The organism is uncultured Traorella sp., from assembly GCF_944327115.1.
In the GTDB taxonomy this organism is placed as follows: Bacteria; Bacillota_I; Bacilli_A; order Erysipelotrichales; family Erysipelotrichaceae; genus Traorella.
Window position 1 is genome coordinate 1 of the sequence record NZ_CALVGS010000111.1, and the last position, 15,108, is coordinate 15,108.

At 37.1% G+C, this 15,108-nt stretch carries 15 protein-coding genes and 1 pseudogene; 11 read left to right on the plus strand and 5 right to left on the minus strand.

Annotated elements, in window-relative coordinates; all coding sequences use genetic code 11:
- The first annotated feature begins 119 nt into the window (after nucleotides 1-119).
- The 7 genes from Q0K35_RS09560 to Q0K35_RS09590 all read left to right on the plus strand — a co-directional run bounded on the left by Q0K35_RS09560 (nucleotide 120) and on the right by Q0K35_RS09590 (nucleotide 6,060).
- Nucleotides 120-998: a LysR family transcriptional regulator gene (locus tag Q0K35_RS09560; RefSeq protein WP_294562580.1), complete on the plus strand. Its 879-nt coding sequence runs from the start codon at nucleotides 120-122 to the stop codon at nucleotides 996-998.
- A 154-nt stretch (nucleotides 999-1,152) separates the two neighbouring features.
- The gene (locus tag Q0K35_RS09565; protein ID WP_294562581.1) at nucleotides 1,153-1,707 is read left to right on the plus strand and encodes a flavodoxin family protein; all 555 of its coding nucleotides are present in this window, start codon (nucleotides 1,153-1,155) and stop codon (nucleotides 1,705-1,707) included.
- Complete coding sequence (locus Q0K35_RS09570) at nucleotides 1,694-2,806, plus strand: aldo/keto reductase (protein ID WP_294562583.1); 1,113 nt, start codon at nucleotides 1,694-1,696, stop codon at nucleotides 2,804-2,806. The genes Q0K35_RS09565 and Q0K35_RS09570 overlap by 14 nt, the downstream gene beginning before the upstream one ends.
- A gap of 11 nt (nucleotides 2,807-2,817) precedes the next feature.
- Complete coding sequence (locus Q0K35_RS09575) at nucleotides 2,818-3,324, plus strand: flavodoxin (protein WP_294562584.1); 507 nt, start codon at nucleotides 2,818-2,820, stop codon at nucleotides 3,322-3,324.
- A 15-nt stretch (nucleotides 3,325-3,339) separates the two neighbouring features.
- Nucleotides 3,340-4,173, plus strand: coding sequence for an SDR family oxidoreductase (locus Q0K35_RS09580; RefSeq protein WP_294562586.1), 834 nt, complete (start codon nucleotides 3,340-3,342; stop codon nucleotides 4,171-4,173).
- A gap of 179 nt (nucleotides 4,174-4,352) precedes the next feature.
- Nucleotides 4,353-5,372 (plus strand): hypothetical protein, encoded by a 1,020-nt coding sequence (locus tag Q0K35_RS09585; RefSeq protein WP_294562587.1) that lies wholly within the window; start codon nucleotides 4,353-4,355, stop codon nucleotides 5,370-5,372.
- A gap of 16 nt (nucleotides 5,373-5,388) precedes the next feature.
- The gene (locus Q0K35_RS09590) at nucleotides 5,389-6,060 is read left to right on the plus strand and encodes a PspA/IM30 family protein (protein ID WP_294562589.1); all 672 of its coding nucleotides are present in this window, start codon (nucleotides 5,389-5,391) and stop codon (nucleotides 6,058-6,060) included.
- 11 nt (nucleotides 6,061-6,071) lie between these two features.
- Here Q0K35_RS09590 and Q0K35_RS09595 read toward each other — a convergent pair whose 3' ends face one another.
- Together Q0K35_RS09595 and Q0K35_RS09600 are read right to left on the minus strand one after the other, a co-directional pair.
- Nucleotides 6,072-7,115, minus strand: a complete 1,044-nt coding sequence (locus Q0K35_RS09595; RefSeq protein WP_294562590.1) for a radical SAM protein — start codon at nucleotides 7,113-7,115, stop codon at nucleotides 6,072-6,074.
- On the minus strand, nucleotides 7,115-8,650 hold the full coding sequence (locus tag Q0K35_RS09600; protein ID WP_294562591.1) for an ATP-binding cassette domain-containing protein: 1,536 nt from the start codon (nucleotides 8,648-8,650) through the stop codon (nucleotides 7,115-7,117). The genes Q0K35_RS09595 and Q0K35_RS09600 overlap by 1 nt, the downstream gene beginning before the upstream one ends.
- Before the next feature lie 269 nt (nucleotides 8,651-8,919).
- On the opposite strand from Q0K35_RS09600, the gene Q0K35_RS09605 reads away from it, so the two are divergent.
- Nucleotides 8,920-10,218: an MFS transporter gene (locus Q0K35_RS09605; protein WP_294562592.1), complete on the plus strand. Its 1,299-nt coding sequence runs from the start codon at nucleotides 8,920-8,922 to the stop codon at nucleotides 10,216-10,218.
- Here Q0K35_RS09605 and Q0K35_RS09610 read toward each other — a convergent pair.
- Nucleotides 10,215-10,622: a hypothetical protein gene (locus tag Q0K35_RS09610; protein WP_294562593.1), complete on the minus strand. Its 408-nt coding sequence runs from the start codon at nucleotides 10,620-10,622 to the stop codon at nucleotides 10,215-10,217. The genes Q0K35_RS09605 and Q0K35_RS09610 overlap by 4 nt on opposite strands.
- Before the next feature lie 101 nt (nucleotides 10,623-10,723).
- Between Q0K35_RS09610 and galE the strand changes: the two genes are divergently transcribed.
- From galE to Q0K35_RS09625, 3 genes are read left to right on the plus strand one after another with little or no spacing between them, the layout of a single operon-like run.
- On the plus strand, nucleotides 10,724-11,728 hold the full coding sequence (gene galE / locus Q0K35_RS09615) for a UDP-glucose 4-epimerase GalE (protein WP_294562594.1): 1,005 nt from the start codon (nucleotides 10,724-10,726) through the stop codon (nucleotides 11,726-11,728).
- Nucleotides 11,725-12,213, plus strand: coding sequence for a nitroreductase family protein (locus Q0K35_RS09620; RefSeq protein ID WP_294562595.1), 489 nt, complete (start codon nucleotides 11,725-11,727; stop codon nucleotides 12,211-12,213). Before galE ends, Q0K35_RS09620 begins: the two co-directional genes overlap by 4 nt.
- Nucleotides 12,214-12,268: 55 nt before the next feature.
- Nucleotides 12,269-12,832 carry a GNAT family N-acetyltransferase gene (locus tag Q0K35_RS09625; RefSeq protein WP_294562596.1) on the plus strand — a complete coding sequence of 188 codons (564 nt, stop codon included), beginning with the start codon at nucleotides 12,269-12,271 and terminating at the stop codon, nucleotides 12,830-12,832.
- A gap of 3 nt (nucleotides 12,833-12,835) precedes the next feature.
- Here Q0K35_RS09625 and Q0K35_RS09630 read toward each other — a convergent pair whose 3' ends face one another.
- Together Q0K35_RS09630 and Q0K35_RS09635 are read right to left on the minus strand one after the other, a co-directional pair.
- Nucleotides 12,836-14,638: a glycerophosphodiester phosphodiesterase family protein gene (locus tag Q0K35_RS09630; RefSeq protein WP_294562598.1), complete on the minus strand. Its 1,803-nt coding sequence runs from the start codon at nucleotides 14,636-14,638 to the stop codon at nucleotides 12,836-12,838.
- Between the two features lie 155 nt (nucleotides 14,639-14,793).
- Nucleotides 14,794-15,108, minus strand: a pseudogene (locus Q0K35_RS09635) (hypothetical protein); the annotation flags it as partial.

The window sequence follows — 15,108 nt, forward strand, 5'->3', positions numbered from 1 at the left end:
ATGTTTGTGATTGGTTATATTAAAGAAAGAAGACATATTGTAAGGTGAATTTGAATGAGCAAGGGCGGGTATGTAACTCGCCTTTATTGTGTTATAATTGAATTGCTGGAGGTGATCTTGTGCTTCGCCAAATTAAATATTTTCAGGCTGTTGTTCGTCATCACAGTTTTTCAGAGGCTGCCCAGGAGTGTCATATCTCACAATCAGCTATATCTCAACAAATTCAGTCTTTAGAAAGAGAGCTTGGTTTTCAATTGTTAGAAAGAAAGAATCGTTCTTTTGTTTTGACTCCTGCCGGTGAGCATTTTTATAAAAAGAGTCTGGTTTTAGTGGCAGATTATGAAAAGTTATGTCAGGAATCGTTGAAGATTGCCCGTGGTGATGAAGCTGTATTGAAGATTGGTTATTTGCGTAGTTATAGCGGACATGAATTTCATTTGGCTTTAGAAGAGTTTTCCACAAAGTATCCTCTTGTATCAGTTCAGCTTATCTATGGCAATCATGAAGATCTTTTCCACATGTTGAGAAATGGTGAAGCTGATTTGGTGTTAAATGATCAACGAAGGGCATTTTCGGATGAATATATCAATTTAATTCTGACAACGAATAATGAATATATTGAAATTACCTCTAGAAATCCGATGTCACAGCTTTCTTCGATCACTCCACAGGAGTTAAAGAATATTCCTTGTATCTTGGTTGCTTCAAAGGAGCAACAAGAAACAGAGAGAGAATATTATCAAAGCGTGATTGGTTTTCAGGGAGAGTTTATCTATGCGGAGAATTTGGAAGAGGCACGATTGATGGTGATTGGCGGACAGGGATTTATGCCGGTAGAGGGAAGTGGTGAAAAATTGAATTTCACTACTTCGATATGTCGTATTCCTTTGCATCGAGGAAATTCCCAGATCACGCGAAAATATTGTTTATTTTGGAAAAAAGATAATTCGGGTTATTATATAGAGGAATTTGCGGAAATCTTGAAAAGTAAATTTTGATAAAAGGGTAGCTGTTGATTTGGCTATCTTTTATTTATGGTTTTTATATGAATGATATGTGAAAACGTATAAGAAAAACTTATGGATAAGCACTTTATTTCAAATTGATTGAGTTTTGTCAGATTTTTATAATATAGATGGATGGAGGGATGAGATGAAGGTTGTTGTAATTCGTTCAAGTCCTCGTAAGGATGGAAATTCTGATGTTTTGTGTGATCAGTTTGCAAAGGGTGCGATGGAGAGCGGACATTCGGTCATCAATATCCACTTGCGCAAGAAAAAGCTTTCGCCATGTAATGCCTGTTATGGTTGTATGAAAGATCATGTCTGTTCTATTAAAGATGATATGGCGGATATTCTTAGAAAGATGATCGAAGCAGATGTGATCGTTATGGCGACGCCGATTTATTTTTACTCGCTTTCAGCACAGATAAAGATATTGATCGATCGCTGTCTTTCGAATTATCGGGAAATCAAAGATAAAAAATTTTATTTTATCGTAACAGCCGCTGATCCGCAACGTGAGGCAGCCCAAGCTGCTTTGATGTCTTTGAGAGGTTTTCTTGATTGTTTGGATCATGCGGAAGAAGCAGGTGTGATTTATGGTATGGGCGCATGGGATAAAGGTGATATTTATAAACATCCTGCTTATTTAGAAGCTTATGAATCAGGTAAACGTTTAGGAGGTGAATGGGATGGAGCGTATTAAGAAAAACTTTGGTTTTGGCTGTATGCGATTGCCAATGAAGGATGAAGAAGTCGATGTTGATGAAATGTGTCGGATGGTCGATGCATTTATTGGAAATGGTTTTAACTATTTTGATACGGCTCACGGTTATTTAAATGGGAAAAGCGAAACAGCCCTGAAGACTTGTCTGACGAGCCGTTATCCGCGAGAAAGTTATGTGCTTACGAATAAACTGACGAATTTCTTTTTTAAGAAGCAGGAGGATATCCGGCCTTTCTTTCAAAGTCAGTTAGAGGCTTGTGGTGTTGATTATTTTGATTTTTATCTGATGCATGCGCAAAGTAAAGATAAGTTTGCTTATTTTAAAAAATGTCATGCTTATGAAACAGCTTTGGAATTAAAAAATGAAGGAAAGATTCGTCATTTTGGTATTTCTTTTCATGACCGGGCAGAAGTTTTGGAGGAAATATTAAAAGAATATCCTCAAATTGAAGTGGTTCAGATTCAGTTTAATTATCTTGATTATGAAGATCCGGCAGTTGAAAGCAGAAAATGTTACGAAGTATGTCGAAAGATGAATAAACCGGTCATCGTTATGGAACCTGTGAAAGGTGGCAATCTTGTCAATCTTCCTGATAAAGCAAAACAGGTCTTTGATGCGTTAGGAAATGCATCTTATGCCAGTTATGCCCTTCGCTTTGCCGCCGGTTTTGAAGGAATCATGATGGTTTTATCGGGTATGAGCAATATGGAACAGATGGAAGATAATATTCATCATATGAAAGACTTTAAGCCTTTAAATGAAAAAGAGAGAGAGGCCATTGATCAGGTATGTGACATTTTTCATTCGATGAATCTGATTTCTTGTACCTCATGTCGCTATTGTGTTGCAGGATGTCCGAAAAATATATCAATTCCTGATTTATTTGCGGTTATGAATACAAAACAGATCCATCATGATTGGAATGCTGATTATTATTACAACATGGTTCATACAGCCGGTGGCAAAGGAAAGGCTTCTGATTGTATCAAATGTGGAAAGTGTGAGCAGGCATGTCCGCAACACTTACCGATCCGCCAATTGTTAGAGGATGTTGCCAGAGAGTTTGAAAAGAAATAGGAGATGATGATATGTCTAAATTAGTTGTTTATTATTCAAGAGCAGATGAGAATTATTTTGGTGGAGAATATCGCTATATCAAAGTTGGCAATACGGCGAAGGTAGCGAAAGTGATTGCTGATGAAACAGGTGCAGATCTTTTTGAAATCAAACAGCAGATTCCTTATGCGAAAGATTATGATACCTGTATTGCACAGGTAAAGGAAGATTTGCGTAAAAAAGCAAGACCGCAAATTATGAATCTTCCTGGTAATCTTGATGCTTATGATGAAATTTATATAGGTTATCCAAATTATTGGGGAGATATGCCGATGGCAGTTTATACATTTTTAGAGTCTTTTGACTGGCATGGAAAGAAGATCTATCCGTTTTGTACCCATGAGGGCAGTGGTTTAAGCAATACTCCACAAAAACTTGCTGATACATGTAAAGGAGCTGTCATAGAAAAAGGGTTAGCGATTCATGGATCAAGTGCAGATCATTGTCATCAGGCAGTATTAGATTGGCTTAGAAAGTAAGAAAAGGAGAAAAGTATGAGAAAAGAAGTAATGATATTAACAGGTGCAGGTCAGATCGGAATGGCGATTGCACGTCGCGTGGGTTATGGAAAAACAATTGTAGTAGGTGATAAAAAAATCGAAAATGCAGAAGCCGTTGCGAAGATCATGAATGAGGCAGGATTTCATGTAATTCCTTTAGAAATGGATCTTTCATCAAGATCATCGATCAAGCATATAATAACGGAAGCACAGAAGTATGGTGAGATTACGATGCTTGTGAATGCTGCCGGTGTTTCACCGAGTCAGGCACCAATCGAAGCCATTTTAAAAGTGGATCTGTATGGTACAGCAGTGCTTTTGGAAGAAGTGGGTAAAGTGATTGCGGAAGGTGGTGTCGGAATTACGATTTCATCTCAATCCGGACATCGCATGGCACAGCTGAGTGCAGAGGAAGATGAATGGCTTGCTTGTACACCAACAGAAGAACTTCTTGATTTAGAAATCTTGAAGCCTGAAAATATCAAAGATACGCTTCATGCCTATCAGATGGCAAAACGATGCAATGAAAAACGTGTCATGGCAGAAGCGGTCAAATGGGGTGAAAAAGGGGCCCGTCTTAATTCAATTTCACCGGGCATCATCGTAACACCATTGGCTATTGATGAATTTAATGGACCTCGTGGAGATTTCTATAAAAATATGTTTGCGAAATGTCCGGCAGGACGTCCGGGAACAGCCGATGAGGTTGCGAATGTGGCAGAGCTATTGATGAGTGAGAAAGGTGCTTTTATTACCGGGGCAGATTTTTTGGTTGATGGTGGTGCCACAGCTTCTTATTTCTATGGGCCTTTAAAGCCACAAGAATAACGGATCTTAACGGATCCTTTTTTTGTTTGATAACTGGAAGCTGATAGGTGTATGGAAAAGATTTTATATTCTTTATGAGAATCATTGTGACAATCATGACACAATAACACTTTTGTCATTTCAAATGGTATTTAAAATCTATTTTTGATATAATTGTTTCATCAAATGGAGGTGATGTTTTGGGCAGAAGTGGTGGAGGCCGCAGCAGTGGCGGCGGGTCACGCAGCGGAGGCGGATTCAGAGGCGGACGTTCTTCTGGAGGATTCAGCAGAAGTCGTTCTTCATCGGGAAGATCTTCTTTTGGAAGATCATCACATAGCTTTCATCAAGCACCGCCACCGCCAAGACCGGGAAGAACAGTATTTATAGGGGGACCACGATATCGAAGACCTCGATATTATCGCTCCGGTGGTTCAGTATTTGGTGCTATTTTAGCGATTATCATCCTTGGATTCGTATTTGTGTCTTTATTCGGAGGCTTGATTTTCGGCGGAATCGCCCATTCCTCATCTGACGTACCAGATAATACGACTCAAAGAGAACCTTTGGTAGGGGTTGTTAATAAGACGGACTGGTATGAAGATGAATTGGGATGGATCCGGAACAGGAATGTTTTGATTGATGGATTAGAAGATTTTTATGCAGATACGGGTATCCAGCCATATGTAGTCATGATCAATTACAGTGATGACTATTGGAATGGAAGCTCATTTGATGCCACAGCGGCAGATAATTATCTGGAAACATTGTATGAAGAAAGATTTACAGATGAGGGGCATTTCATATTTGCCTATTTCTCGTGCTTGAATGATTCAGAATACGAAATGGAAGGCGAATTCCGTTATCTCAGCGGTTATGCGGCAGACAGCATCATGGATAATGAAGCCATATCGATCCTTTGGGGAAACTTCGAAAAAAACTATTATGATACTTCTCTTTCAATAGAAGAAATGATCGGTGATACTTTTAAAGATACAGGGGAATCCATCATGAGCCGACCTACCAATGGCTGGGATGTCATGAAAATCGTGGTGATAGCCGGAGGAGCAGTTCTTATTGTATTCATTATTTACAAGATAATTAAAAGCAAACATCAAAGAGAAAAAGAAAAAGAGGAATATACAAAGGAAATCTTAGATAAGCCTTTGGAAACTTTTGGTACAGATACAAGTGATCTGGAAGAAAAATACGGTGAGTGAAAGGAGATTATACACTATGGGAATTCTTGCAAGATTTAAAGATATCATGTCAGCTAACATCAACGCACTTTTAGATAAATGTGAAGATCCGGCAAAAATGATCGATGAATATATGCGTCAGCTGACAGAAGAATTGGCAGATGTCAAGAAAGAAACAGCCGGTGTCATGGCTGAAGAAAAGCGTACAAAACGTATGCTGGATGAAAATAATGAACAGATTGAAAAATATGATGCAATGGCTAGGAAAGCATTGACAGCCGGAAATGAAGATGATGCACGTGTACTTCTGACAAAGAAACAGGAATATGTAACAAATGGTGCAGATATTCAGAAATCATATGAAGTTGCTCATGCAAATGCGAATAAAATGCGTGAAATGCATGATAAACTGACAAAAGATATTCAGACTCTCGAACAGCGCAGAGCTAATGTGAAAGCAAAGGTAGCTGTTGCGAAAACTCAGGAAAAGATCAATAAGGTTACAGGTTCTATGGATGCTGCCAGCAGTTCAATGAGAGCTTTTGAAAGAATGGAAGAAAAAGCAGATCGTATGCTGGATCAAGCAAACGCTATGGCTGAATTAAATGAAGAGCTAGATCCTGTGGAAGATCTGGAAGCTAAATATTCAGGTGCATCAGCAAGTGTTGAAGATGAGCTTGAAAAAATGAAAAAAGAAATGGGGTTATAGTAAAAATCCTGTTATTGGTTTTCTCCAATAACAGGATTTTGTTTTAAGATCAGATAATAAAGGCAACTGGCGATGTCCGGATAAACATAATTTTTATCAGAAGGCGGTAAGTGAAACAGTTGATCATGAGAGTAATTTCTTAAATGAATAAGACTGCTGTCATAATAGTTAGGTTTCGCTTGTAGAATCGCATCGAGAATTTCTTCGCTAGTCATTTCTTTGAGATTACCGATACGTTGTGAAACAGCACCGGTATTGCCATAATAGAAGTTCAGTTGCTGATCAACTTTGAAAAAGGCTTGTTTTGGTTCATTTGCAAAGAACTTCTTTAAATAGTCTTCATTTAAAGATGCCAGTATATTCTTTTCGTTAAAAGATGCGACTTGTTGCTTGATTTGAGCACTATCAATATGCCTTTGATCCATGAAATCAAACAAAATAGAATAATCTTCATAGGTAAGACGTATTTTCTGATACTTCATCATACGTGTCGTAGGCATAAAGTTAGGGATTACAAAGTAAAAACTATCATAAGGTATTTCATGAAGCAGCTGATCAATAGCCGCAAGATCATTGATGAGATATTGACTGATCATAAAGCTTAAGAACACTTTGATTCCTTTTTCATGTAAATAAATGGCTGTGTCTTTTAACGTGTCAAACCCTTGTTCATTATGAACGATCTCATTATGATGCTTCTTGCCGCCATGAAAGGTCAATCCGGCATAAGGGGTATCATATTTGATCAATAAAGATAAAATATCATCTTTATCTTTTCGATTCATGAGGGCAATCCCTGTTGTGGAACCATGATGAAAGTAATAATCATGAACCATCTGATGGGTTAATTGCAGAATTTCTAAAGCTTGTGGATGATTATAAACCTCATTATCTAAAGTAAAGGAACATGTCTTATTTAATTTTTCAAATACTGGTTTTAATATTTGAATACATTTTTGATAATTTTCAAAGGACATGCTCTTTTCATATCCCCCATTTACATAGCAGTGCTGACAGCTGGTGTTACATCCGGCCACCAAAATTATTTTCCTCATTATTTTTCTGACAAAATGAATCTTTCATTTTTTATCTGATAAATCTTATCGCATACCTCATGAATATACTTACGATCATGACTTACAGAAATGATAGCCCCGTCAAAGTCATTTAAGATGCTTCTTAAAACAGGATTACTTAGTGGTGACAGATTACGTGTAGGCTCATCAAGGATAAGAACATTACACTTTTCCATGATAAAACGAATCATAAATAATTTTGCTTTTTGTCCTTCGCTACATTCTCCAATCATTTGAACCATTTCATCACGGGTAAATTTCATCCTTCCCAGCATCGTACGGGCCTGGGTGATTTGTTCGCTGGTTTTTTCAGGAGCTAAAAAAGACAGGGGTGAATCATTTAAATTCATCTTTTCAGTGTAGTTTTGAGGCATATAGCCAATCTTCAAATCATTTCTGTCTTTTAAATCCTCATAAACTTTTCGCAGCAGAGTTGTCTTACCACAGCCATTGTCACCAATGATGACGACTTTTTTATTTCCTTTGACAAATAATTTGACATCTTGTATCAAAACTCGATCATCTGTTTGAATCGTATCATAATGCAAATCGCAGATAATTTTCTGTGAATTCCATTCAAATGGATCAAAATAAACATCAATGGCTTCTTCTAATGAATCCAGCTTTGTATAACCTTCTTTTTCATAACGCTTTTCCATGGATTTCAGGGAATGCATCTTTTTCTTTAAAAGCCGGCCTTTTGCAGGATTCTGCCGAGTAATCGTATTTTGATAATGATGTACGCTGTTCATGATATCAGTAAGCTTACGCTGTTTTTCAAGATATTCCTGTTTTTCTTTATGAGCAAGCTGCTCCTCTTTATAAATCGTTCTTTGTCTTGTTTCAAGAAAAGAAGTATAAGAACCATGATAAAAAGAATGACGTACCTTTGTCTTCTTATTGACCTGTTCAAGTAAAAGTATATCCGTGGCACATCTTTCAAGCAAGGTTTCATCATGAGAAATAAACAAGATACCGTGCTCATATTCATTTATAAAATTTTCCAGCCATTCTAATGTAGATAAATCTAAATCATTGGTAGGTTCATCTAAAAAAAGCATCGTTACAGGTTCCATTAATATTTTTAATAATTGCAGCTTTACTTTTTCACCGCCGCTTAAATGCTGAATCAATGTTTCTCTTTCTACAAAATTACTGGGTAGATGTAGTTTTATGCACAACTCATTAATTCTCTGAAGTTCATTATATTTTTCTGGCGCAATGTTGTCATTCACATTTTCTTTTAAACAATATTCATAGGGCGTGCTTTGATTCCATGACGGATCAAATGTCTGAGAAAGGTAACCGATGTTTTCATGACTTCGGTCGATCGTTCCGCTAACATTGACATAAGTAAGTTCCATGCCCAATAAAGCTTTCATAAGCGTACTTTTGCCATTTCCTTCTTCTCCGATAATGGCCATTTTTTCTTTATCGTTAAGAACCATATCAAAATGGTCAAGTAATGGTTTTCCTAAATGATTTGTGATATTTAAATTTTTAACAGTGAGCATCTTCATACCTCCTTTGGTATGAATGACAAAGTGCGCAATAAAAAAACATTTCAACAATGATTCAACAATATGTTTTCATTACGCATTCTTCATCTTCTCACTCCTTTGCTAGAAGCAATCTTATCACAAAGATGAACGATATTCAATCATAAAGAGGGCTTTGAACCCATTATTTCCATTGATTTTACATATTCTTTGCAAAAGAATACTGTTTAAAAATAAATGAATATGTTAAAATGAAAAAGTATTATGTGAATAGAGGTAGAGATATGTTTATAAAATTATTGAAAAAAATGGGGTTTACTTTACAGGAGAGCAGTTGGATTCTCTATGATGTTGCTAATTCAGCCCAGACATTGACAACGATGACAGTCTTATTTCCGCTTCTGATTGGTTTCATCGCACCTGAAAACGAAGGAAGCATCTGGGTAGGATGGGGAAATACGATCTATGCACTGATCTTAGCTTTTCTTTCTCCGGTATTAGGTACGATTGCCGATTATAAAGATAAAAAGATGAAATTCTTTAAATTCTTTTTAACGGTAGGTATCATCGGTGGCTTTTTATTGGCATTGCCAATCTTTGATTATCGTACTTGTGTCGTTATTTATGTCTTCGCAATGATCGGTTATACGGCAGCCAATATTTTCTATGATGCTTTTTTAGTCGATGTTACTACTGACGAGAGAATGCATAAGGTGAGCAGTGCCGGTTATGCATGGGGATATATAGGAAGTGCGATTCCATTCTGTATCTTTATTATTCCTTTCGCATTAGTTACTTTTTTTGGAGATGCAAATGGTGATCTGGTGTTAGGCGGATTTACGCTGACTTATCGTATGGCAATCATGATCTCGATGCTGGCAGCCGTATGCTGGTGGGGATATCATTCACGTCCGTTTATTAAGAATGTTAAACAGCTGCATTATCATGAGGAAGAAGATCATTTCGTCCTTAAGAGCTTTCAGCGTTTAATTGATTCTTTTAAAAATATCAAGAAAAACAGAAATATCTTTATATTCTGTATCGCTTATTTCTTCTATATTGATGCGGTCAATACGGTTATTTCGATGGCAGTTTCTTTAGTTACGGATATGGGTGTCAGCGATGTCGTATCGCTCATGGTGGTCATTTTCATCAATATCATTGCCTGTCCGGGAGCAATCATTTTTGGTAAGCTGACGGATAAATTCGGTGGCAAACCGATGATTTTTGCGGCCATTGCCGGATATTTTGTAGTTGTCCTGGTAGGCTCACAAATTTCTAAAAATACGAATCTGATCTGGGCATTAGGCTTTTTGGTAGGCTGCTTCCAAGGAGGCATTCAGGCAGTATCACGTTCATATTATACGCTTTTGATTCCAAATAAGGCAGATACGAATGAATACTTTGGCTTCTTTGAAATTTTTTCAAAGTTCTCAGCAATTCTTGGACCGTTTATCATTACGATCGTTGTGACGGTTACAGGTAAGGCAGAGTATGGTATCTTGGGATTGATCCCATCATTGGTTATCGGTGCATTGCTGCTGGCTTTTGTAAAGGATCCGAAAAAACAGGTGGAGAATTAATCTTCACCTTTTATTATATCGTTGATTTTTTTGATTTCGTAGTAACCTTTCGTATTTAATGCAATGGCAAGAGTGACTAAAGATACAGGTTGCTGGTTTTTAAAGCCTATGCATAGATATTGGTTTTCATAAATACAAAGAGGTTTAAAATCTATACCTTTTATTTTCTTGATGGCTTGATTAAAAGCTGTCTGCTGTGCTTCATCAGGCTTTTGCCAGTCGTAGAAAATGGTAAGGGGACGCAGAGGCTTTGTGTTCATGGGTAGCAGGCTGATCTTTTGTCCGGCAAGGACAAGATATGTCTGATGGTCTGCTTGAATATGGATGAATGGAGTCTGATTGCGGAATCTTGTTTCAGATTCGAATGGATAGAGGATGTGATATGTTTTTTGGAGATATTTCATATTTACATCATAACTGATTTATGGACAAAGTAAAGCAAAACGATTTATATTGAATGAAAAGTAGGCAAGTGTTAAAATGAAAATATAAAGTGAGGGAATTTATGAAAATATTAGTGACCGGAGGCTGCGGTTTTATTGGTTCGCATACCGTGGTAGAACTATTGAACCAGGATTATGAGGTTGTCATCGTAGATAACTTTTATAATTCACAGAAGGATGTATTGGAAAAGATAAAAGAGATTACAAATAAGGATTTCATATTTTATGAAGAAGATTGCTGTGATGAAACAGCGATGAGAAGGATCTTTCGTGAAAATAAGATTGATGCTGTCATTCATTTTGCGGGCTATAAGGCAGTGGGTGAAAGTGTCGCAAAGCCTTTGATGTATTATCAAAACAATCTGGACAGTACGATGATCCTTATGAAAGTGATGAAAGAGTTTGGTTGTCATAAGATCGTTTTTTCATCAAGTGCAACGGTTTACGGAGATCCGGCAAGTCTGCCGATCAAAGAGGATTTTCCACTGTCAACCACAAATCCTTATGGAACGACCAAATTATTCATTGAACGTATTTTAGAAGATCTGGCTTATGCTGATAAAGAGCTGGGCGTTGTTCTTTTAAGATATTTTAACCCTATTGGTGCTCATGAATCAGGACTGATCGGGGAAAATCCAAATGATATCCCTAATAATCTGATGCCTTATATCATGAAGGTAGCGATCAAGGAATTGCCGCAGGTGAATGTATTCGGAAATGATTATGATACGAAAGACGGAACAGGTGTCCGGGATTATATTCATGTGGTGGATCTGGCTTTGGGACATATCAAGGCTATCGAGAAAATCAAAGATGAAACAGGAGTGCTCATTTATAACCTCGGAACAGGAAAGGGTACCAGTGTATTGGAGCTGATTCATACATTTGCAGATGTGAACCATGTAGAAGTGCCGTATCAGATTACAGAGCGCCGTCCGGGAGATATTGCGGCCTGCTATGCCGATGCGACAAAGGCAAAAGAAGAACTCGGCTGGGAAGCTGTCAGAAATTTGGAGGATATGTGCCGAGATGCTTATCGTTTTGTGAAGAAGGTGAAGAATTTATGATTGAGATGATCAAAAGCAGAAGAAGCTGTCGCAGCTATACAGAAGAAAAAGTAAAGGAAGAGGATCTAAAAGAAATCGTTGAATGCGGATTATTAGCTCCTAGCGGAATGAATACACAGGGCATCCAGCTTTGCGTTATTACGGATGAAGAAGTCTTGGCACAGCTGGAAAAGCTTATGGGAAGAGATTTCTTTTATCATGCACCGGCACTTATTGTCGTTTATAGTGATCCGGATAATAAATATGCGGCTTATGATGGCAGTTGTGCCATGGCGCAGATGTATTTAGCCGCACATGCACTGGGTCTTGGAAGCTGTTGGATCAATCAGTTGAAAGATGTAACAGATGATCCGAAGTTTGAGCCTTTATTTGACAAGCTTTCACTTAAAGGTAAGATCATTGTTGGAGCACTTGCGGTAGGTCATGCAAATAAAACGCCTAAAGAAAGACAAATTAAAGAAGGAAGAGCTCATTGGTTTAAATAAATAGAGGCTGACAGTCAATAGGACTGGGCCTCTTTTTAGAAGAAAGGAGAAGGTTATGAAAGATACGATCATCAGAACTGCAAAGCTTGAAGATGCGAAAGAGATATTAGATATATACGCTTATTATGTGGAACATACTGCTATTACTTTTGAATATGCCGTTCCATCACTTGCCCGGTTTCAACAGCGCATGAAAAATATCATGCAGCGTTATCCTTATATAGTTGTTGAAAGAGATGGGAAAATTCAAGGATATGCATATGCCGGACCATTTAAAGCAAGAGATGCATATGACTGGTCATGCGAAACAACGATTTATCTTGCATTTTCAGCTCAAAAATGCGGCCTGGGAAGAAAATTATATGAAGAGCTTGAACAACGGCTGTATGATATGGGAATCCTGAATCTTTATGCCTGTATCGGATATCCAAATGCTGATGATGAATATTTGACTAAAAACAGTGCTCAATTTCATGCTCATCTGGGATTTAAGAAGGCAGGTACTTTTCATCAATGCGGTTATAAATTCGGACATTGGTATGATATGATCTGGATGGAGAAAATGATCGGTGAACATGAAAAGGAACAGCCAAATGTAAAATTTTATGATCTGATATAGCAATCATCTTTCACATTGCACATAATCATATTCATCTTTTGTCAGCTGAGGAAAGCCAAAACAAGTTGTTTTATAGTGCTCATCATCTGTATTCACCTGTGCTTTGAATTGATGGACGCCATAAGCCACCTGATCACTGGCATCTCCTATGATACCGCTGATCCCCATATTCAGATAATCCTGGATAGCATCTATATCATCAACCGTCCATACATAGACAGGAAGGACATTATTACGGGCATCTTCTAATAACTGGGTGTTGATGGCGCTTTCTTCAATGGCAATGAAATCAGGGATGAAAGGATCGTTCAGACGAATTTGAATACGTCCGAAATTACCGAATGCACAATATCCGATCCACCAGTCATCTCTTTCTTTTGCCAGCATTTCGACACTTTGGACATCCATCGACATAAACATTGCTTTATCAGCAAAATCATATCTTTCAATAAGCTCGATCGTTTGACGTATCGTTTCTTCACGATCACCCTCTAACGGTTTGAATTCAATCAAAAGACCAATCTGATTGGGTGCATTTTTAGCGGTTTGAATTGCTTCTTCTAAGGTAGGTATTTTTGCTTGGTGGCCATAATGATCTTGAATTGTTAATTCTTTTAATTCTTCTAATGTACAGTCCTGAAGATTGATATCTTTTCCTGTAAGTCGTTTTAAATTCGTATCATGACATAAGACCAATATCTTATCTTTTGTCATTTGAATGTCGATTTCCGCAAAATCAGCCCCATTCGCATCAGCGGCTAAAATGCCCTCCAAGCTGTTTTCTACTTGAGAGATATCACCGCGATGACCAATGGCATAAGGCAGGTGTAATAAAGGCTCCTGATTAAAATAAAAGAGAATGAAAGCACCTAAAGAACAACAACTTATGATCGAAGCAGCAAGCTTATGACGTTTGATACGTGTTTTCACATCGATCTTGTGAGATTTATAAGTCTGTTCAAAGGTACAATTGACATCGACATCTTTGACAGATCTGATTTGAAAGAAAATAAAGCCAATTTCCACCACTGTCCATAAGACAGAAAAACCGATAAACAAGAATGTACGCATACGAAATGTAGAAGAAAGTACAAAGTATCTTAAAAAATAAAAGTTAAAATCAGATACATTTAAAAAATAATGAGGAAAAACATAATTTTCTAATAAGTAATAAACTATAAAAATACCGATAAGGATGAACCATATCTTTCTTTGATGAAGCATGGTCCTGATAGAAAGCTTGCATGATTTAATAAATGATGTCTGTGAATAAATCATGTAAAAAGGAACAAAGATCAAAAACGCATATAAAATGAACAAAATCAGATATAAACTTAATGCCAATACAGAACCCATATTCATTTTTAAAATTTCATTGGTAATAAAATTAGGAATTGATACTCTTGGGATCATAGAAGAAACAAAGCCGAGATGCCACAAGGGATTTAAGAGGATAAAATAAATAAAAATGAAAAGAACTGAAGGTGTCTTAAATGCTTTTAATTCATGAAAGCCGGAATAAAAGATGGATCTCCAATTGAAAGGCTGCTGATGCTGACAGAGATAGGCCATTTTATAAATAGATACATATTCCAGATAGACTAGGCTCAAGAAAATAAAAGCATAGATGAGGATAAAGATCATACCGGGAATCGTAAGCAAGCGGAAAAATATGTCAAAGTTATAGACAATTGAATCTTGTATGACATATTTCATGAACCACCCTGTTAGTAAAGAAAGCAGGGGAAGAACCAATGCTGTACAAAATAATTTATAGAGGCATTCAAATTTAATGATTTCTTTCATCAAAACATCTCCTATACATAAAAAACAAACATTCATATCATAGCACAAAGATATAACAGTTTCTATTGCTTGCAAGTGCATTAAAAAAAATAAGATTCCTAAAACAAAAGTTTTTAGGAATCTTATTCTGAAAAATACAATTTTAAAGAAAATTATTATGAAGGATCTTTTAAATATTGACGATAACGGTTTCTCGTTTCCTCTGGAATCTGCATCATATCAAATACTTCTTCTGCAGTGAAATGATGCTGATTCATCATATTCTGAATAAAAGCTGCAAATTCTGCCGTTGTTTCCTCGATACCTTTTGTTATTCCTTTTGCCATTCCTTTGTTTTCCACATAATCACCTAAGTTGCACATCTCTCTGATCTCCTTTCTTGTTTCATCGTCCATGACGATGCCATACTCTTCCTCAAGGATCGCCAGCTTTCTTTCACTTTGGATCGTTTCATCCAGCAAGGTCTGCAG